This window comes from Bradyrhizobium sp. CCGE-LA001, from assembly GCF_000296215.2.
Lineage (GTDB): Bacteria > Pseudomonadota > Alphaproteobacteria > Rhizobiales > Xanthobacteraceae > Bradyrhizobium.
The window spans coordinates 3,875,866-3,895,206 of the sequence record NZ_CP013949.1 but is presented as its reverse complement, the minus strand read 5'-3'; the positions used below and the strand labels follow the sequence as shown (position 1 = coordinate 3,895,206).

The following is a 19,341-nucleotide window of genomic DNA, read 5'->3' as shown; positions in this document are numbered from 1 at the left end:
ATTCTGCCAATGCAAAGCGTGATCGTTCTCGGCGGCGGCATGATCGGCGTCAGCGCGGCGCTGCACCTGCGCAAGCGCGGCTGGTCCGTCACGCTCGTCGATCGCAGGGAGCCGGGCCGCGAGACCAGCTACGGCAATGCCGGCATGATCCAGGCGGAAGCGGTCCGCCCCTACCCGATGCCGCGCGACCTCGCCACGCTCCTGAAGATCGCGACCGGCCGCACCAACGACGTGCGCTACAGCCTGTCGTCGCTTCATCGCCATATCGAGCCGTTGCTGCGCTATTGGTGGCATTCGGCGCCGAAGCGCCATCGCGAGGCGAGCGAGGCCTGGGCGCGGCTGATCGCCTACGCGACGGCGGAGCACGACATTCTCATTCGTGAAGCCCATGCCGACAATCTCATCCGCCGCGCGGGATACCGGCATTTGCATCGCGACGCCGCCTCCCTCGATCTCGCCATCAAGGCGGCGGAACAAGACCAGCGCGAGTTCGGGGTGAAGTTTCGCACGCTCACGGGGGCCGAGCTCGCCAAGGCCGAGCCGATCCTGCGCGACGATCTTCCCGGCGCGATCCATTGGCTCGACACCTGGACCGTGTCCGATCCCGGCGCCCTGGTCACGGCCTATGCCGAGCTGTTCGAGCGCCTCGGCGGCACCATCGTTCTCGGTGATGCGCAGAGCCTACGGCAGACCGCGACCGGCTGGTCGGTCGACACGGACCAGGGGCGTCTCGACGCGCCCCACGCCGTCGTGACGCTCGGGCCGTGGTCGCCCGATCTGCTGCACAGGTTCGGCTATCGCATTCCGCTGGTGCGCAAGCGCGGCTACCACATGCACTACAGCGGCGGCGCCTCGCTCGACCTGCCTCTCGTCGACAAGGGCGGCGGCTACGCCATGGGTCCGATGGCCAAGGGCATCCGCATCACCACCGGCGCGGAATTGACCGGCATGGACGCGCTGGCGACACCGGTGCAGCTCGCCAGCGCCGAAGCCTCCGCGCGCGAACTGATCGACCTCGGCAAGCGGGTCGAGCCCGATCCGTGGTTCGGCACCCGCCCCTGCACGCCCGACATGCTGCCGGTGCTCGGCCAGGCTCCGCGACATCAGGGCCTTTGGATGAATTTCGGCCACGGCCACCAGGGCTTTACGCTGGGACCCGCGACCGGACGCCTGCTCGCCGAGATCATGAGCGGCGAGACGCCGGCGATCGATCCGGCGCCGTACAGGCCGGAGCGGTTTTAGCTCTCGGCCTGCGCTGTTGCTGGACAACGCCGCCTTGCGCCGATCAGTCCGTCGTGATCGCCGTCTCCATGTCGGTCGGATCGATCTCCTTGGCGAGGTTGGCGTTGAGCTTGTCGCGGTCGAGCTCGCCCTCCCACCAGGCGACGATCACGCAGGCGACGCCGTTGCCGCACAGATTGGTCAGCGCGCGACACTCGCTCATGAACTTGTCGATGCCGAGCACGATCGCCATGCCCGGCACGAGCCGCGGATCGACCACGGCGAGCGTCGCCGCCAGCGTGATGAAGCCCGCACCGGTGATGCCGGAAGCGCCCTTCGAGGTCAGCATCGCCACGACCAGGATCGTGGCCTGCTGGCTGAAGCTCAGATCGTAGCCGAGCGCCTGGGCGATGAAGAGCGTAGCAAGCGTCATGTAGATGTTGGTGCCGTCGAGATTGAACGAGTACCCGGTTGGCACCACGAGACCGACCACCGATTTGGAGCAGCCGAGCCGCTCCAGCTTCTCCATCAAGGATGGCAGCGCGCTTTCCGAGGACGACGTGCCGAGCACGATCAGCAGTTCGTCCTTGATGTAGGCCAGGAACTTGAAGATCGAGAACCCGGCCATGCGCGCGATGAGGCCGAGCACGACGAAAACGAACAGCGCCGCGGTGACGTAGAAGGTCGCGATCAGGCCGACGAGGTTGAGGATCGCGCCAGTGCCGAACTTGCCGATCGTGTAGGCCATCGCGCCGAATGCGCCGATCGGCGCTGCGCGCATCACGATCGAGATGACGCCGAACACGGCATGGGCGGCGTCGTCGATGAAGCTGCGGATGGTGTGGCCGCGCTCGCCGAGGCTCATGAGCGCGAAGCCGAACAGCACCGAGAACAGCAATACCTGCAGGATCTCGCCTTGCGCGAAGGCGCCGACCACGGTGTCCGGAATGATGTGCAGCACGAAGTCGACGGACTTCTGGCCGGCGGCCTGCTTGGCGTAATTGGCGACGGCCGCCTCGTTTGCTGCGCCGCTGCCGAAGCCCGCGCCCGGCTTCACCAGATTGCCGATGACAAGTCCGATCACCAGCGCGAAGGTCGAGACGACCTCGAAATAGACCAGCGCCTTGACGCCGATGCGGCCGACCTTCTTGGCGTCTTGGATGTGAGCGATGCCCGAGACCACGGTGCAGAAGATGATCGGGGCGATCACCATCTTGATCAGCTTGATGAAGCCGTCGCCCATCGCCTTGATCCAGTCGTTGGTCGCGAACGACGGCCACAACCAGCCGACGATGGCGCCGAGCACGATGGCGATCAGCACCTGCACGTAGAGGACCTTGTACCACGGCTTGGCGGCGGGCGGCGCGACCGGCGCCCCCGTCATCGTTGTCGTCGTCATGGTTTCACTCCCCTCAAAGACTCGGGCCAGCCAAGATCAACTTGGCCGGCCCTGTCAATTCAAACTGCTGGTTGTATCGCTCTTTACCCGCGGCGATCGACGATGCGGCGTGCTGCCGGCATCAACGCCGCGCCGAGCGCGTTCTTGACCAGCGAACCCGCGATGAACGGAGCGATGCCGACCTGCCAGGCCTTCGCGGCGCCGAGACCGAGACCAAAGGCCAGCCAGCCAAACCCGGCAGCGAGAATGACGGCATGGCCCACGGCCATTGCCGCAAACAGCAGCACCACGCTGCGATCCCAGCCGCGTTCGGCGAGCCAACCGGTCACGAAGGCTGCCACAACGAAACCGAACAGATAGCCCGCGGTCGGCCCGACCAGCGGCGCGATCCCACCCACCGGGCCGGCAAACACCGGCAGCCCGAGCGCGCCCTCCGCGAGGTAGGCAATCATGGTTGCGCTGCCAAGGCGCCAGCCATAGGCGGCACCGATCATCAGCACCACCAGCGTCTGCAACGTCATGGGCACGTAAGGCAGCGGCAGGTTCACCTTGGCCGATAGCGTCATCAGCGCGGTGCCGAGTGCGATCAGCACGATCGCGCGCAGCGCACCAACGGTTTCGCCCGGTCGGGTCGGCCACATCAAGGCGGCGAGAGGTGAATGCGAAGCGGCGGCAGACGGGGCAGATCGGTCGGACAAGTTGAACTCCGGAGGCTGTCGAAAGCTGGCGGCTATTTAAGCCAGTGAGCGATCCGGTCAACTGCCTCCCGCATCTCTTCAGGCGAACGTGCGTAGGAAAATCGGACGAAGGAGCGTCCATGGATCGGGTCGAAATCGAGGCCCGGCGTCGCCGCGACATGGGCCTCTTCCAGCATCTGCTTGGCGAATTCGAAACTGTCGGAGGTAAAGTCCGAGACGTCGGCATAGAGATAGAATGCACCATCCGCCGGCAGGAACTTGCTGAGCCCGGCCTTCGGCAATCCCTCGATCAAAATGCGCCGGTTTTCCTGATAGCCGTGCTTGATCTCCTCCATCTCGGCCGCGCCGTCGAAAGCCGCCTCTGCCGCGATTTGCGACAGTGACGGCACCGAGATCGAAAGGTTCTGCTGGAGCCGCTCGATCGGCCGCACCAGGATTTCGGGCACGATCATCCAGCCGACGCGCCAGCCCGTCATGCAAAAATATTTCGAGAAGGAATTGATCACGAGTGCGTGGTCCGACAGCGCGGCTGCCGTCACCGCCGGAAACGCGTAGTCGAGCCCGTGATAGATCTCGTCCGAGATGAAACGGATGCCGGCGTCCTCCGCCGCGGTGATGAGTCCCGCGAGCGCCTCGCGGGACATCATGGTCCCCGTCGGATTGGCGGGGCTGCCGACCAGCACGCCCTTCAGCGGCGCCTTGCGATGGGCTGCGAGCAGCGCCTCGCCGGTCAGCGCATGGCGCGTCTCGTGCATGGTCTCGATCAGCACCGGCTCGCAGCCGAGCGCGGTGAGGATATGGCGGTATGGCGGATAGCCGGGCACCGTCACGGCGACGCGATCGCCCGGCTCGAACATCGACAGGAACGCCAGGATGAATCCGCCGGACGACCCGGTGGTCACCACGATCCGCTCGGGATTGACCTCGCAGCCATGGACCGCGCGATAATGCCGGGCGATGCGCTGGCGCAGCGAGGGGATGCCGAGCGCCGAGGTATAATCAATCCGCCCCGCCTCGAGCGCGGCATGGGCGGCCGCGATCGCGGTCCTGGGCGCGCCGGCCGCGGGCTGGCCGACCTCCATGTGGATGACATGGCCGCCGGCGGCCTCGATTCGGGCCGCCGCGGCCATCACGTCCATCACCATGAACGGGGGAACATCGCTGCGGCGGGAGGGATCGAGCCACTGCCCCAACCGGTTCCTCAATGTCGCATCGTGCATCGATATCTGCTATTTGGCTGGCGAAACGTCCGGCCGGCCGGGAAAACGGGGGCCCTTGCGCCCCAGACTAGCCGCATTGTACGGCTCTTAAGGGGTACGGCGCATAGGGGGCCCCAAGGGCATATCGCGTATCCGGTCCGCCGCCAATCGCCAAAACCGATCACTGAACTGCTCGACCAAGACCGTTTGACCCAGACCGTTTGATGTTGCTCCAGACCGCATTGCGCAAGAAGGCCTCTGTCCTTACCGCCCTCGTCACGGCTGCGGCGATCGTGCTGACGCCGTTCTCGGCCGTGCGCGCGCAAGCCAAGGGGCCGCCGGTCCTGCGCGACACCGAAACCGAGCAGCTGCTGCGCGACTATACCCGCCCCATCCTGCGCGTCGCCGGCCTGGAGAAGCACAACATCCAGATGGTGATCATCAACGACGGCTCGTTCAACGCGTTCGTCGCGGACGGCCGTCGCATCTTCGTCAATTGGGGCGCGCTGCTACAGTCTGAGACGCCGAACCAGATCATCGGCGTCCTCGCGCACGAGACCGGGCATCTGGCGGGCGGCCATCTGTCCAAGCTGCGCGAGCAGCTCGCCACCGCCCAGACCCAGATGATCATCGCGATGCTGCTCGGCGCCGGCGCGATCGCAGCCGGCAGCACCCAGCGCAGCAGCGCCGGCAACAACGGCCTTGCCAATGCCGGCGCGGCCGCGCTCTCGGCTCCGCAGGAAGTGATCCGCCGTACGCTGTTGTCCTATCAGCGCCAGCAGGAGGAGAACGCCGACCGTGCTGGCGTGAAATTCCTGACCGCGACGGCACAATCGCCCAAGGGCATGTACGAGACCTTCAAGCGCTTCACCAGCGAGAGCCTGTTCGCTGCGCGCGGCGCCGATCCCTACCTCCAGTCGCACCCGATGCCGGCCGAGCGCGTCGCCGCGCTTCAGGAGTTCGCGAGCTCCAGCCCCTATTGGGACAAAAAGGACGATCCCGCGCTCCAGCTCCGCCACGACATGGTGCGCGCCAAGATCTCCGCCTTCATGGAGCGGCCGGAGACGGTGTATCGCCGCTATCCTCAGACCAACGACAGCACGCCGGCGCGCTATGCCCGCGCCATCAGCACCTATCTGCACGGAGACTTGCGCAGCGCCCTCGCCCAGATCGACGCGCTGATCCAGGTCCAGCCGAACAACCCGTACTTCTATGAGGTGCGCGGCCAGGCCTTGCTGGAGAGCGGCAAGGCGGCCGAGGCCATCGCTCCCCTGCGCAAGGCGGCTCAGCTGTCGAACAATGCCCCCCTCATCGAGATGTTACTTGGGCAGGCTCTGGTTGGAACCGATAATAAGGCCTACACCGACGACGCCGTTCGGATTCTCCGCGCCGCGGTGGCACGAGAGCCCGAGGCCGTGCTCGGCTATACCCAGCTCGCGATGGCCTATGGCCGGAAGGGAGACTATGCCGAGGCGGATCTCGCATCCGCGCAGGCCGCCTATTTGCGCGGCGACAACAAGACCGCCCGCGAGCTCGCCACGCGCGCGAAAACCCGTTTCGCCGTCGGCACGCCCGGATGGGTCAAGGCCGACGACATCGTGGCATCCAAGCCGCCACGCAACTGACGCAACGCAAACGACGCCCGACCCACGACGTCACGACATCGCGCTTTGAGTCCGGGACGTTTCATCGAAACCTGCTTTGGATAAGAGGATTTTGCCCATGCCTTCGCTGCGCCTGCTTGCTCCCGCGCTGTTCGCGCTCGCCATGTTCGGCGTACCCGCGCCTGCGTCGGCCGACAGCTTCTCCGACACGCAGCGCACCGAGATCGAGAAGATCATCAAGAACTATATCGTCAGCCATCCCGAGGTGCTTGAGGAAGCGATGGCCGAGCTTAGCAAGCGCCAGGCCGCGGCCGAGACGCAGAAGCACGAGGCCAGCATCGCGCAGAATGCCGACGCGATCTTCAACTCGCCGCGCCAGGTCGTGCTCGGCAACAAGGACGGCGACGTCACCTTCGTCGAGTTCTTCGACTACAATTGCGGCTACTGCAAGCGCGCGATGGACGACATGCTCACCATCATGAAGGGCGACCCGAAGCTGAAGGTCGTGCTCAAGGAGTTTCCGGTGCTGAGCCAAGGCTCGGTCGAAGCGGCGCAGGTCGCGGTTGCCGTGCGCATGCAGGATCCCACCGGCAAGAAATATCTCGACTTCCATCAGAAGCTGCTCAGCGGTCGCGGCGCCGCGGACAAGGCGCGCGCGATTCAGGCAGCCAAGGAGGCCGGCCTCGACACCGCCAAGATCGAAAAGGACATCGCCAGCCCTGAAGTGCGCGCCACGATCGAGGAGAACTTCAAGCTCGCCGAAGCGATGGGCATGAACGGCACGCCGAGCTACGTGATCGGCAAGCAGATCGTGATCGGTGCCGTCGGCGTCGAAGCCCTCAAGGAAAAGATCGGCATGGCCCGCTGCGGCAAAGCGGCCTGCTGATCGCACATTTTACGAGATTGGAGACGCGAGAAGGCCGGCTGAAAAGCCGGCCTTTTTTGCGCTAGACGTTGGCGTCATCGTGCAAAGTCATTCATCTGGCATTCAACAAACAAATGCCGCGGAACAGGCGAAGTTCCGGAACAACTGAAATCTCCTTTCGTTGTTGGCGCGGGCAATGACGCGATAAACACGTGAGGAGAATTTCGATGTTGAACCGCTTTATGATCTCGGTTGCCGCAGTCGCACTCGTCGCGGGCACCGGTCTGGCGAACGCACAGGGCACCATGGGCCGCGACAGCGGCGGCGCCGGTGGCGCACAGACGCAGCACTCGCAGCCTTCCGGCGGCGCCGCCGAGCGCGGCGGCTCGATGGGCCGCGATTCCATGAGTAAGGACAAGGGCACCGTCGGCCAGGCCGGCGGCTCCAGCCGCACGTCCGAAGACAAGTCCGGCGCGATGAAGGATGAGCGATCCTCCGGCGGCGCGATGAACAAGAACGCCGACGACAAGGCCGGCACCAAGGGCCAGCGCACCGACGACCGCGCGCAGGGCCAGATGGACAAGTCCCAACAAGACAAGTCCAAGAGCATGAGCCAGGACACCAGCAAGGACTCGACGAAGTCCGGCAAGGACCAGAAGGACATGAAGGCTGAGGGCAGCAAGAGCGGCACCTCGACCAACAATGCCGAGACCCGACAGGGCACCGGCACGAGCACCAACCAGAATGCTCAGGGCCAGACCGGCACCGGTACGAACCAGAACGCGCAGGGTCAGAGCTCGACCTCGACCACGGTCGGCCAGGCCGGCGCCGCTGGCAAGCTCTCGACCGAGCAGCGGACGCAGATCACGTCAGTGATCCGCGAGGAGCGCGTGGCCCCAGTGACCAACGTGAACTTCTCGATCTCGGTCGGCACCCGCGTGCCGCGCGAGGGCATTACCTTCCACACCTTGCCGTCGCGGGTCGTGTCGATCTATCCGGAGTGGCGAACCTACAAGTACATCCTGGTCAAGGAAGAGATCGTGATCATCAATCCGGACACCTACGAGATCGTGGCAGTCCTGAACGTCTAAGGCCGGATCACCGGCACCGCATGGGGCGGGCAGCGATGCCCGCCCCTTTGCGTTCGGCCGGCAGCCACGCTTTGCGCTGGTTAACAAGCAATTTCCGTAGCTTCCGCACAGGTTTTTGCGCACTGGATGAGGCCCTTGAAGTCCTCCGGGAGGTCCTTCAAGGCTTCCCCTCACGCGGTTTGTTACCTATAACCCGCCACGCCGAAGCACCTCTTCCGGGATTGGAATGGCTGAACCTGCAACCGACACGATCCTCGTCCTGAACGGGCCGAACCTCAACATGCTGGGGACGCGCGAGCCCGAGAAATATGGCCATGCGACGTTGGCCGATGTCGAGACGCTATGCCGCGAGAGCGCGGCGACCTTCGGCCTCAAGGCCGACTGCCGCCAGTCCAACCGCGAAGGCGAGCTGATCGATTTCATCCACGAGGCGCATGCGCGCAAGATGAAGGGCATCATCATCAATGCCGGCGGTTATTCCCACACCTCGATCGCGCTCCATGATGCGCTGCTCGCGGTGCAGATACCCACCGTCGAAGTCCACGTGACCAACATCCACGCCCGCGAGAGCTTCCGTCATCATTCCTACACCGCGCGCGCGGCCTTCGCCTCCTTGTGTGGCTTCGGCATCGAGGGCTACCGCCTCGCCATCCAGGGCCTTGCCGCCAAGCTCGGCATCAAGCCCAAAGCCTGACGCTCCCCTCCAACAGAACATTCGGATCAAACAACATGGCGCGCCAGCCAGACGACAAAGCAGCCGCAAAGTTCTCCAGCGAGGATTCCGCGCTTGTCCGCGAGCTCGCACTGCTGCTCGATGAAACCAGCCTCACCGAGATCGAGATCGAACGGGCGGGCCTGCGCCTGCGCGTCGCCCGCAACATCAGCGTGGCCGCGACCATGCCGATGCCGATGGCGGCCGCTTCCGCCGCCTTGCCGGTGGCAGCAAGCCCCGCCGCGCCCGCAGCGGCGGCCGATCTGTCGAAGCATCCCGGCGCCGTGACCTCGCCGATGGTCGGCACCGCCTATTGGGCGCCGGAGCCGGGCGCAAAACCGTTCATCGATGTCGGAGCCAAGGTCTCGGTCGGCCAGACGCTGCTGATCATCGAGGCCATGAAGACGATGAACCAGATTCCGTCGCCGCGCGCCGGCACGGTGACGCAGATCCTGGTCGAGGACGGCCAGCCGGTCGAGTACGGCGAGCCGCTGGTGATTATTGAGTAAGCGCATGGGGAACAGCGAATAGCGAATGGTCCACCCCTTCCCTACTCGCCATTCGCCACTCGCCATTCGCGACAGGACACCATGTTCGACAAGATCCTCATAGCCAATCGCGGCGAGATCGCCCTTCGCATCCTCCGGGCCTGCAAGGAGCTCGGGATCGCGACGGTCGCCGTGCACTCCACCGCCGACGCCGACGCCATGCATGTGCGTCTGTCGGATGAGAGCGTCTGCATCGGGCCGCCGCCGTCCAAGGACAGCTATCTCAACGTGCCCGCGCTGCTCGCGGCCTGCGAGATCACGGGCGCGGATGCGGTCCATCCCGGCTACGGCTTCCTGTCCGAAAACGCACGCTTTGCCGAGATTCTCGGGGAGCACAATCTGCATTTCATCGGCCCGAAGGCCGAGCACATCCGCCTGATGGGCGACAAGATCGAGGCCAAGAAGACCGCCAAGCGCCTTGGTATCCCCGTCGTGCCCGGCTCCGACGGCGCCGTCGGCCCCGATGACGACGCGATGACGATCGCGAAGAAGATCGGCTTCCCCGTGCTGGTGAAGGCGGCGGCCGGCGGCGGTGGCCGCGGCATGAAGGTCGCCCACAGCGAGGCGGACCTGCAGGTGGCGCTGTCGACGGCGGCCAACGAGGCCAAATCCGCCTTCGGCGATGCCTCGGTCTACCTCGAAAAATACCTCCAGAAGCCGCGCCACATCGAGATCCAGATCCTCGGTGACGGCCGCGGCGGCGCCATCCATCTCGGCGAGCGCGACTGCTCGCTGCAACGCCGCCACCAGAAGGTCTGGGAAGAAGGCCCCTCGCCCGTCCTCGCCGCCGCCGCGCGCGCGAGGATCGGCGAGACCTGCGCCAAGGCGATGCGCGAGATGAAATATCTCGGCGTCGGCACCATCGAATTCCTGTTCGAGGACGGCGAGTTCTACTTCATCGAGATGAACACGCGCATCCAGGTCGAGCATCCCGTCACCGAGAGCATCACCGACATCGACCTCGTGCTAGAGCAGATCCGCATCGCCGCCGGCGGCGATCTGCCGGCGAAACAGGAAGAAGTTCAGATTATCGGCCACGCCATCGAGTGCCGCATCAACGCCGAGAATCCGCAAACCTTCCGGCCCTCGCCGGGTCGCATCACGCAGTACCATCCGCCCGGCGGCCTCGGCGTCCGCATCGATTCCGCAGTCTATCAGGGCTACACGATCCCGCCCTATTACGACTCGCTGGTCGGCAAGCTGATCGTCCACGGCAAGACCCGGACCGAATGCCTGATGCGGCTGCGCCGGGCGCTGGACGAGATGGTGGTGGACGGCATCGAAACCACGCTGCCGCTGTTCCGCGACCTGGTACGGCAAGACGACATCATCAACGGCGACTATCACATCCACTGGCTGGAACAGTACTTGGCCGGCAAGACGGAACCCGCCCCGAGATAATCTCCTGCCTTCCGTGGAACCCTTTGGCTTCAATCGCGTTCTGGACGGTTGGGGCCAGTTCCAAGGGGGCGTTTTGAATTCCGCTGAACGTAGACAGGTTCGTCGTGACCGCTGAAAGCCATCGGCGGCGCAGATTCTGGCAAATCCTGCTGCTTTCAGCGGGCCTTTTGGTGCTGACCGTGATCAGCGCTGGCTCCGTCTACCTCGTCAACAAGGCGCGGGAGGACAACAAATGGGTGGTTCACACCATCGAGGTGGAAAACCAGATTCACGCGCTGCTCCTCGAGGTTCGCCGCGCGGAAAGCGCCGCGCGCGGCTATCTCCTGACGCAGGGAGCGGATTTCAAGGTCGATCATGAGAAGGCCGTGACGGCCATCATCCCGGCACTTGATCGGCTGACGCGTCTGTCCGGCGACAATCCGGGGCAGCGTGCAAATATCGAGAAGTTAAGCGCCTCGATCGAAACCCGGCTCGGTCAGTTTGCGCAGGAAATGGATTTCATCGCCAAGGGTCAGCCGGAAAAGGCCACAGCGCTGGTCCGCGAGGTCGCCTCCACCGACGCCACCGCCGCGATCGCCAGGGTCGCGACCGCAATGCTCCAGGAGGAGGAGCGCCTATTCCGCCTCCGCACGGCCAATGCTGACCGCAGCCAGACCTTTGCCGCCTCGATGACGGGCATCGGCTCCGGCCTCGTTGTGGTATTGGCGCTGATCTCGATCTGGCTGGTGCGGCGCTCGGCCCGCGCTCGCGACGAGGCCGAAACGCGCCTGCGCGAAGCCTATGCCAACCTCGAGTCCGTCGTCGATGAGCGCACGGCGGACCTGCGCGAGGCCAATGACGAGATTCAGCGCTTTGCCTATATCGTCAGCCACGACCTGCGCTCGCCGCTCGTCAACATCATGGGCTTCACCAGCGAACTCGATGAGCTCAGGGGCGATATCTTTCGCCGCATCGGCAACCTCGCCCACGTCCCTGCGGACGGTGCGCCGCTGGCACCCGCAGCGCCTGGCGAGATCGCGCTCGAAGGCGCGGACAAGCAGCTCCAGGAAGATTTCTCCGAAGCGCTCGGCTTTATCAAATCATCCATCGCCAAGATGGATCGGCTGATATCGGCCATCCTCAACCTCACCCGAGAGGGCCGCCGCGAATTCCAGCCGGCGAAGATCGACACGACCGAGCTGATCGAGGCGATCGTGTCGACGGTGGCGCACCAGGCCGCCGAGGCGCAGGCCGAGATTCACCTCGAACCCCTGCCGAACCTCGTGAGCGACCGCCTCGCCCTCGAGCAGATCTTCTCCAACCTGATCGACAACGCGATCAAGTATTTGAAGAGCGGCGTGCCCGGCGAGATCAGAATCCGCGGGCGCACCAAGCTTGGTTATGCCATCTTCGAGATCAGCGATAATGGCCGCGGCATCGACCCGAAGGACCACCAGCGGATATTCGACCTGTTCCGCCGCGCGGGAACCCAGGATAAGCCCGGTCAGGGCATCGGTCTTGCGCATGTTCGTGCACTTGTGCGTCGCCTCGGCGGCACCATGTCGGTATCATCGGAACTGAACGCAGGCAGCACCTTCACCATCACGCTGCCGATCGCCTGGAACGCGAGCAACCGGAATAGAGAGCGATGACCCAGCCTGTCAGCATCATCATGATCGAGGACGACGAGGGCCATGCCCGCCTGATCGAGCGCAACATCCGGCGGTCCGGCGTCAACAACGAGATCGTCTCCTTCAAGAACGGCACCGATGCGATGACGCACCTGTTCGGGGCCGACGGCTCCGGGCTCGTGCAAAAGGGCAATGCGCTCCTGATCCTGCTTGACCTCAACCTCCCCGACATGACCGGGATCGACATCCTGAAGCAGATCAAGGAGAACAAATATCTGAAGGCCTCGCCCGTGGTGGTGCTGACCACCACAGACGATTCCCAGGAGATCAAGCGCTGCTACGAGCTCGGCTGTAACGTCTACATCACAAAGCCGGTCAACTACGAGAATTTCGCCAATGCCATCCGGCAGCTCGGCCTGTTCTTCTCGGTCATCCAGGTTCCGCCCGCCGCCACATGAACCAGCACATCCCGACACTGCTCTACATCGACGACGACGACGCGCTTGCGCGCCTAGTCGATCGCGGCCTGACGCGGCGCGGTTACCGGGTCGTCCATGCCGCGAGCGGTGAGGAAGGTCTCGAGCGCATCCGCCGCGCCGGTGCCGAAGGCGGCATCGATGTCGTGGCGCTCGATCAGTACATGCCGGGCCTCGACGGACTGGAGACGCTCGAGCAGATCATGGCGATCCCGGACGCTCCGCCGGTCGTGTTCGTCACGGCGTCGCAGGATTCCAGCATCGCCGTCACCGCACTGAAGGCCGGAGCGGCCGATTATCTGGTCAAGGACGTCCAGGGCGATTTCATCCCGCTGCTCCACGTCGCCGCCGAAGGCGCGCTGCGCCAGGCGGAGTTGCAGAGGGCGCGCGAGGAAGCCGAAGCCGAGATCCACGCCTCGCGCGACCGCTACGCGGCGCTTGCCGCCGAGCGCGAGCTCCTGCTGCGCGAGGTCAATCACCGCGTCGGCAATTCGCTCCAGATCATCGCCTCGCTGCTGCACCTTCAGGCGAGCTCCGCCGCGCAGGACGAGGTCAAGGCGGCGCTGACCAATGCGATGGGGCGCGTCGCTGCGGTCGCGCAGGTGCACCGCCGCCTCTATACCTCGCAGGACCTGAAGAGCGTGGTCCTGAACCAGTATCTGGACTCCCTGCTCGAGGATCTCCGTCGCTCGGCGGAAGGCAACCGGATGTCGCGCCTGACGCTGAAGGCCGAGCCGATCGAGATCGATCCGGACCGCGCCGTTGCCGTCGGCATCATCGTCAACGAACTGGTGATGAACGCGGTGAAATACGCCTATCCCGATGGCGCCGGCCCGATCCATGTCGAGCTGATCTCGCGGGGCGACGATCTCCTGCTGTCGATCACCGACGACGGCGTGGGCGACAACGTCAAGGCCGATCCGCGCTCCACCGGCATGGGCCAGCGTATCGTCGCGGCGATGGCCTCAAAGCTCGACGCCTCCGTCGAGCGCGACTCCGCCCACAGCGGAACCCGCATCGTGCTGAAGTTCCAGCGCGTGCCGCCGGCGCCCGGCAAGAGCAACCACGCGGCCGCAGGCTGACGCCGTCTCCGCCGCACCACCCATCGCAACGGCCTCGCGATCCTGCTATGGTCGCATGTCATGAATTCGCGCGACTCTGCTTCGTCTGAAATCACGCCGGCCGTGCTGCTGCGCGCCTATGCCTGCGGCATCTTCCCGATGGCGGAGAGCGCCGACGATCCGACCCTGTTCTGGGTCGAGCCGGAGCTGCGCGGCGTCATCCCGCTGGACGGCTTTCGCATCGCCTCGCGGCTCGCCCGCACGGTGCGCTCGGATACCTTCCGCATCACCGTCAACCAAGCGTTCAAGGCGACGATCGCTGGCTGCGCCATGCCGCAGGCCGGGCGCGAGGACACCTGGATCAACAAGCGCATCCGCGACCTCTATGGCGGCCTGTTCGAGCTCGGCCATTGCCACAGCGTCGAGGTCTGGCAGGGTGACGACCTCGTCGGCGGGCTCTACGGAGTCAGCCTCGGGCGCGCCTTCTTCGGCGAGAGCATGTTCCACACCGCGCGCGATGCCTCGAAGGTCGCGCTGGTGCATCTGGTCGCGCGGCTCATTGGGGGCGGCTTCGAACTGCTCGACACGCAATACGTCACCGAGCATCTGAAGAGTTTTGGCGCGGTCGAGATTTCGCGGCGCTACACAGCTCTGCTGGACAAGGCGCTCGCGGGCGAGCCCGGCGATTTCCTGAGGCTCTCCGCCGGTGACGCGATCCCGGGCGCGCGTGCGCTCGAGATCATCGCCTCCCAACAATGATCACTGATCTTACCGGCTGAAGCCGGGGAAATTGAACAGGCCCGGCTGCTGCTGTGGCGGCGGCGGTGGCGGAGCCGGTTGCTGCTGCGGCGGTGGCGGCAAAGGCTGCGGCGGACGCTGCTGTGTAGCCTGCTTGGGCGCGGCTTTCTTTTGCGCGGGCGGCGGCGGAGCCGGCTTGGCCGCGGGATCCGGCGCTGCGGTCGCAACGGTCTGCTGCGGCTCTTTGCAGTCGGTGAGCCAGATGTCGTAGATCGGATGCTCGACGCCGTGCAAGCCGGGGCTCGCGGCATACATCCAGCCCGAGAAGATGCGCTTCACCTCGCCTTGCAAGGTGATCTCGTCGACCTCGACGAACGCGTCGGTGTTGGCGGCCTCCGTGGCCGGCCGCGTATAGCAGGCGTTGGTCTTGACCCTGAGCGCGCCGAACTGGACGGTCTCGCCGATCTCCTCGTCGAAATTGATGATGCGCCCGGTGATCTTGTCGAGACCTGAGAAGGTCGCCTTCTTGTTCACGATTTTCTGGGCCGGCGGCTCGGTCACGACCTCGTCGCCCGGCTGCAGGCTCGCCGGCGCCTGCGGCACCGTGCCTGGCGCCCCCTTCTGCTGGGGCTGGCGCTGACCGGGCGCACCTTGTGGGCTGGGAGGCGCGATCGCCGCGGAGGGCGGCTGGTTCGGCGGCGCGACGCTCGAGCCCGGCGGCGGCGCCAGGGGCTGGCTCTCGACCGGCCCCGGCATCACGTTACCTTGGCGGCCCGGAGGCGGCGGCACGGGGCGCGAGGGCAGCACGCGGCCCTGCGGCGGCAGCTCCGGCACCTCTTCGTCGTCCTCGGGCATCTGCTGCGGCTGCGGCTGACCGCGTGGAATGTTTCCGGGCGGCCGCAGCGGTGGCGGATCGGAGAAGATCGTGCCGATCTGCGCCCGGGCCGGCGTCGCAACCGTCAGCGCGGTGGCGGCCAGCAATGCCGCAAGGCCTGTCAGGGAAAAGGTTTTGAACATCTCGCGCGGCTTCAACAGCGAATCGGGCTCGTTGGACATTCTATAGAGGATACCGCCGCTCGCAGGCCCTCCGGTTAACACGCCGAATACGGCGGGGGAAGGGCGGCATCCCTGCCCCGCCCGGCCCCGGCTGGCCAGACCGGCGCCCGGATGAGATAGTCCCAATGCCCTCCGCGCCGAGTGGGCCTCCCCCGCAAACGACGTTCCAACCACCCCGGAATCCCCGCCTCATGCCCGTTGTGCTCGATCCCGATGCCGCCGCCGTCTACAAGGCCTTCCAGGAGGCTGGCCGCCCCGCCTACGAGACCCTGACCGCGCCGGAGGCGCGCGCCTATTATGCGCAGGCGCGCTTTGCCACCAATCCTGAGGCGCCGGAGCTCGCCCGCGTCGAAGAACTCGCCGTCCCGGCGCCGCACGGGACGATCCCCGCCCGCCTCTACGTTCCCAGGCAGCCGCGCCAGCACGACGGCCTTTCGCCGGCGCTGGTGTTCTTCCATGGCGGCGGCTGGGTGATCGGCGATCTCGACAGCCACGACGTCGTCTGCCGCCAGCTCGCGGTCGAAGGCGCGCTGATCGTGATCTCGGTCGATTATCGCCTCGCGCCCGAACACAAATTTCCCGCCGCGACCGAGGACGCCATCGCCGCGACCAAATGGATCGCTGCGAACGCAAGCGAGCTCGGCATCGATGCCGCTCGCCTTGCCATCGGCGGTGACAGCGCCGGCGGCAATCTCGCGGCGGTCGTGGCTCTCGCCGCGCGCGACGCCGGCGGTCCCGCGATCGCGGGTCAGCTGTTGATTTATCCCGCCACTGATTTCGCCATGACGCACGGCTCGCACAGCGAGCCTGAGACCAGCGTGCTCTTGACCCATTCGGTGATCCGCTGGTTCCGCGACCATTATCTCAATGGCACCACCGACATCCACGACTGGCGCGCCTCGCCGGCGCGCGCGACAAACTTCGTCGGGCTGCCCACGGCCTATGTGCTCACCGCTGGCGCCGATCCGCTGCGCGACGAAGGCAACGAATATGCCGAGCGTTTGAAGCAGGCTGGCGTGCCCGTGACGAGCAAGCACTATCCCGGCCAATTCCACGGTTTCTTCACGATGGGCAAGCTGTTGCAACAGGCCAATGTCGCCGTGGGCGAGATCGGCGCGTGGTTGAAGGGGCTGGGCTGACGGCGATCCGCATGTCGTCCGTTCTTCGAAACGCCCTCGCCCTGCCCCTACGCGGACTGACATGGCTCGGCGGTCAGGGCACCCGCGCGGTGGCGGCCATCGCCTTCGTCGCGGTCGCGGTGCCGCCGCTCGGCGCGTTGCTGCGCCCCTATGTCACCGAGGCGATCTTCCTTCTGCTCTGCATCTCCTTCATGCGCGTCGATCTCGTGGCGCTTTACGGGCACCTGCGCCGGCCGGGGCTGATCGCGGCCGCCACGGCCTGGACCACGATCGGCGTGCCGCTGATCGTCGCCCTCGCCGCCTACGCGACGAGGCTGACCACGAGTTCACCGGGCCTTGCGCTTGCGCTGATGCTCCAGGGCATGGCCTCGCCGATGATGGCTGCACCGGCCCTTGCCGCGCTGATGGGTCTCGATGCAACGCTCGTGCTGGTCACGCTGGTCACCTCGACCGCGCTGGTGCCCTTCACGGCCTCGCTGTTCGCGAGTCTGTTTCTCGGCGGCATGCTCAGCATCTCGCCGGCCACGCTCGGCCTCAAGCTGCTCGGCATCCTCGCCGCGTCGCTGCTGACCGCGACCGTCATCCGCCGCATGTTCGGCACTGCGGCGATCCAGCGCCACAAGCAGCCGATCGACGGCCTCAACATCATCATCCTTCTGGTGTTCGCCTCCGCGGTGATGGGCGACGTCGCAACCAACTTCATCGCCGCTCCCCTGTTCGCGATCGCCGTCGCATTGCTCGCCTTTGCGGTCTACTTCGTGCTGCTCGCGGTCACGACGCTGCTGTTCCGCCGCATCGGCACCGAGCGCGCCTTCGCGCTCGGCCTGATGGTGTCACAGCGCAATCTGGGCCTGATGCTGGCGGCAACCGCGGGCGCGTTGCCTCAGGCGACCTGGCTCTATTTCGCGCTGACGCAGTTCCCGATTCACCTCGCGCCCTATCTGCTGATGCCGATCGCGCGGCGGCTGATTGCGCAGGCGGATACGTCGCGCGGGGCGGCGGCAAATAGCACCACCTGAGCTAGTCCTGATGAACCGGATATCTCGTTTCGAAGGAAACTCGGACAGGCGGTCCCCTCGCAATGCCGCTGACCGCCAATTTCGTGTCTGCCCCGCCCAAAAAGGGTAGAGTGCCCCAGTTCTCGGCGCAGCAACCTATCGGCGTTCGCGGCTAGAGGAGGTCAGCATGGCTCTCATATGGCTAGGTGTGCTCCTTGTTTTTGTCGGCGTACTCCAAATGGCGTTCCAGCCCATCTGGCGAAGCCGATTCAGCGGTGGAAAGTGGCTTCGCTCCGGGCGTGACACTCTGGAGCCTGAAAGGCCAGGCAGCGGCTTCGACATCAAATCGAACTGGCCTGGACTTGTGATGGTCGCGCTCGGAGGCGCTTTCTTGCTGGCCGGAGCTGCCATCTGAGTTGAAGCGCATGTCTCGGGCGTTGCCCGTTATCTGCCGCGCGCCTCCTTTGTCTGCTGCGCAATTTGTCTGCGCCAATGTACCAGAGCCCTGTCTCTTCCAGTGGCAAACGCGGCTTGCTCTCGCGCTCCGGATTGACGAGCACACGCCCTACCTCGTCCGCGCCGCGCGCCGTAGCGCCTGCGGCGGCTGGCCGAAGGCGCGGATGAAGGCGCGCCGCATTCGCTCGGGATCGCCGAAGCCCGTCACCTCCGCAACGCGCTCGATTGCCTCGCGCGAGGACTGCACACGCTCGCGCGCGACCTCGATCCGCAGGCGCTCGATCGCCTTGGATGGCGTCGTGCCGGTCTCGGCGGCAAAGGCGCGGGCAAAGTGCCGGGCGCTCATGCCGGCGCGGTCGGCGAGGTCCTCCACCGTCAGCGGTGCATCGAGATGTTCGCGTGCCCAGGACAACAACGCGCCGAAGCGCCCGTTCGGCGTCTTCAGCTCCAGCAGCGAGGAGAATTGCGACTGGCCGCCGCTGCGGCGGTGATAGAGCACGAGATGGCGCGCGGTCTGTCGCGCGATCTCCTCACCGTGATCCTCGGTGACCATCGCGAGCGCGAGATCGATGCCAGCCGTGATGCCCGCCGAGGTCCAGACATTGCCGTCGCGGGTGAAGATCTGGTCCGGCTCGAACTTCACCTTCGGATAGCGCGCGACGAAATCGCGCGTGCGGCCCCAATGCGTGGTGGCGCGGCGGCCGTCGAGCAGGCCGGCTTCAGCCAGCACATAGGCGCCCGAGCAGACGCTCGCGACCCGCACACCCCGCTTTGCCAGCCGCTGCACGAAGGCGCGCGTGACTTCGCAGCGCGCCGCATCCGCGACCCCCGCGCCGCCGGCCACGACCAGCGTCGTGATCGCGTTCGCCGACTTGAAATCGCGCGCCATCATCTCGACGCCAGACGAGCTGCGTACCAATCCCGCCTTCGCCGCAAGCACGCGGATGTTGGGCGGCTTGCCGAGGCAGCGCGCGGCGACCTCGAAGGCCGAGATCGGCCCCGCCGCGTCGAGCAATTGGAAGTCCGGGAAGATCAGGATGCCGATCATGGGTCATGTCCGAAAGCAACT

18 protein-coding genes are annotated in these 19,341 nt (G+C 65.7%); 13 read left to right on the top strand and 5 right to left on the bottom strand.

Going from position 1 to position 19,341, the window contains the following annotated elements; genetic code table 11:
- Positions 1-9: 9 nt before the first annotated feature.
- Positions 10-1,242 carry an NAD(P)/FAD-dependent oxidoreductase gene (locus BCCGELA001_RS17995; RefSeq protein ID WP_060735944.1) on the top strand — a complete coding sequence of 411 codons (1,233 nt, stop codon included), beginning with the start codon at positions 10-12 and terminating at the stop codon, positions 1,240-1,242.
- 43 nt (positions 1,243-1,285) lie between these two features.
- Here BCCGELA001_RS17995 and BCCGELA001_RS17990 read toward each other — a convergent pair whose 3' ends face one another.
- From BCCGELA001_RS17990 to BCCGELA001_RS17980, 3 genes are all read right to left on the bottom strand, one after another.
- The gene (locus BCCGELA001_RS17990) at positions 1,286-2,620 is read right to left on the bottom strand and encodes a dicarboxylate/amino acid:cation symporter (protein ID WP_060735943.1); all 1,335 of its coding nucleotides are present in this window, start codon (positions 2,618-2,620) and stop codon (positions 1,286-1,288) included.
- Between the two features lie 83 nt (positions 2,621-2,703).
- Entirely contained in the window at positions 2,704-3,261 is a 558-nt protein-coding gene (locus BCCGELA001_RS17985) for a biotin transporter BioY (protein WP_008564301.1), read from the bottom strand.
- A gap of 89 nt (positions 3,262-3,350) precedes the next feature.
- A complete protein-coding gene (locus BCCGELA001_RS17980) occupies positions 3,351-4,538 on the bottom strand; it encodes a pyridoxal phosphate-dependent aminotransferase (RefSeq protein WP_060735942.1) in 1,188 nt (395 codons plus the stop codon).
- 203 nt (positions 4,539-4,741) lie between these two features.
- Here BCCGELA001_RS17980 and BCCGELA001_RS17975 point away from each other — a divergent pair, with 203 nt between their 5' ends.
- The 10 genes from BCCGELA001_RS17975 (at position 4,742) to aat (ending at position 14,644) form a co-directional block, all read left to right on the top strand.
- Positions 4,742-6,142, top strand: coding sequence for a M48 family metalloprotease (locus BCCGELA001_RS17975; RefSeq protein ID WP_060735941.1), 1,401 nt, complete (start codon positions 4,742-4,744; stop codon positions 6,140-6,142).
- Positions 6,143-6,239: 97 nt separating this feature from the next.
- Positions 6,240-7,007: a DsbA family protein gene (locus tag BCCGELA001_RS17970; protein WP_008564298.1), complete on the top strand. Its 768-nt coding sequence runs from the start codon at positions 6,240-6,242 to the stop codon at positions 7,005-7,007.
- 206 nt (positions 7,008-7,213) lie between these two features.
- Positions 7,214-8,077, top strand: a complete 864-nt coding sequence (locus BCCGELA001_RS17965; RefSeq protein ID WP_060735940.1) for a DUF1236 domain-containing protein — start codon at positions 7,214-7,216, stop codon at positions 8,075-8,077.
- Between the two features lie 226 nt (positions 8,078-8,303).
- Complete coding sequence (gene aroQ, locus BCCGELA001_RS17960; RefSeq protein ID WP_008564296.1) at positions 8,304-8,771, top strand: type II 3-dehydroquinate dehydratase; 468 nt, start codon at positions 8,304-8,306, stop codon at positions 8,769-8,771.
- 35 nt (positions 8,772-8,806) lie between these two features.
- Positions 8,807-9,298, top strand: a complete 492-nt coding sequence (gene accB, locus BCCGELA001_RS17955; RefSeq protein WP_008564295.1) for an acetyl-CoA carboxylase biotin carboxyl carrier protein — start codon at positions 8,807-8,809, stop codon at positions 9,296-9,298.
- An 81-nt stretch (positions 9,299-9,379) separates the two neighbouring features.
- A complete protein-coding gene (accC, locus tag BCCGELA001_RS17950; protein WP_060735939.1) occupies positions 9,380-10,738 on the top strand; it encodes an acetyl-CoA carboxylase biotin carboxylase subunit in 1,359 nt (452 codons plus the stop codon).
- Between the two features lie 104 nt (positions 10,739-10,842).
- Positions 10,843-12,369: a sensor histidine kinase gene (locus tag BCCGELA001_RS17945; RefSeq protein ID WP_008564286.1), complete on the top strand. Its 1,527-nt coding sequence runs from the start codon at positions 10,843-10,845 to the stop codon at positions 12,367-12,369.
- Positions 12,366-12,806 (top strand): response regulator, encoded by a 441-nt coding sequence (locus tag BCCGELA001_RS17940; RefSeq protein ID WP_008564273.1) that lies wholly within the window; start codon positions 12,366-12,368, stop codon positions 12,804-12,806. Before BCCGELA001_RS17945 ends, BCCGELA001_RS17940 begins: the two co-directional genes overlap by 4 nt.
- Positions 12,803-13,906 (top strand): sensor histidine kinase, encoded by a 1,104-nt coding sequence (locus tag BCCGELA001_RS17935; protein WP_060735938.1) that lies wholly within the window; start codon positions 12,803-12,805, stop codon positions 13,904-13,906. Before BCCGELA001_RS17940 ends, BCCGELA001_RS17935 begins: the two co-directional genes overlap by 4 nt.
- Before the next feature lie 60 nt (positions 13,907-13,966).
- The gene (gene aat, locus BCCGELA001_RS17930; RefSeq protein ID WP_060735937.1) at positions 13,967-14,644 is read left to right on the top strand and encodes a leucyl/phenylalanyl-tRNA--protein transferase; all 678 of its coding nucleotides are present in this window, start codon (positions 13,967-13,969) and stop codon (positions 14,642-14,644) included.
- Between the two features lie 9 nt (positions 14,645-14,653).
- Here aat and BCCGELA001_RS17925 read toward each other — a convergent pair whose 3' ends face one another.
- A complete protein-coding gene (locus BCCGELA001_RS17925; protein ID WP_060735936.1) occupies positions 14,654-15,679 on the bottom strand; it encodes a DUF2155 domain-containing protein in 1,026 nt (341 codons plus the stop codon).
- A 191-nt stretch (positions 15,680-15,870) separates the two neighbouring features.
- Here BCCGELA001_RS17925 and BCCGELA001_RS17920 point away from each other — a divergent pair, with 191 nt between their 5' ends.
- On the top strand, positions 15,871-16,818 hold the full coding sequence (locus BCCGELA001_RS17920; RefSeq protein ID WP_060735935.1) for an alpha/beta hydrolase: 948 nt from the start codon (positions 15,871-15,873) through the stop codon (positions 16,816-16,818).
- A gap of 11 nt (positions 16,819-16,829) precedes the next feature.
- Positions 16,830-17,837, top strand: a complete 1,008-nt coding sequence (locus tag BCCGELA001_RS17915) for a hypothetical protein (protein ID WP_060735934.1) — start codon at positions 16,830-16,832, stop codon at positions 17,835-17,837.
- A 544-nt stretch (positions 17,838-18,381) separates the two neighbouring features.
- On the opposite strand, the gene BCCGELA001_RS17905 is transcribed toward BCCGELA001_RS17915, so the two are convergent.
- Positions 18,382-19,320, bottom strand: coding sequence for a GlxA family transcriptional regulator (locus BCCGELA001_RS17905; protein WP_060735933.1), 939 nt, complete (start codon positions 19,318-19,320; stop codon positions 18,382-18,384).
- Positions 19,321-19,341 lie beyond the last annotated feature (21 nt).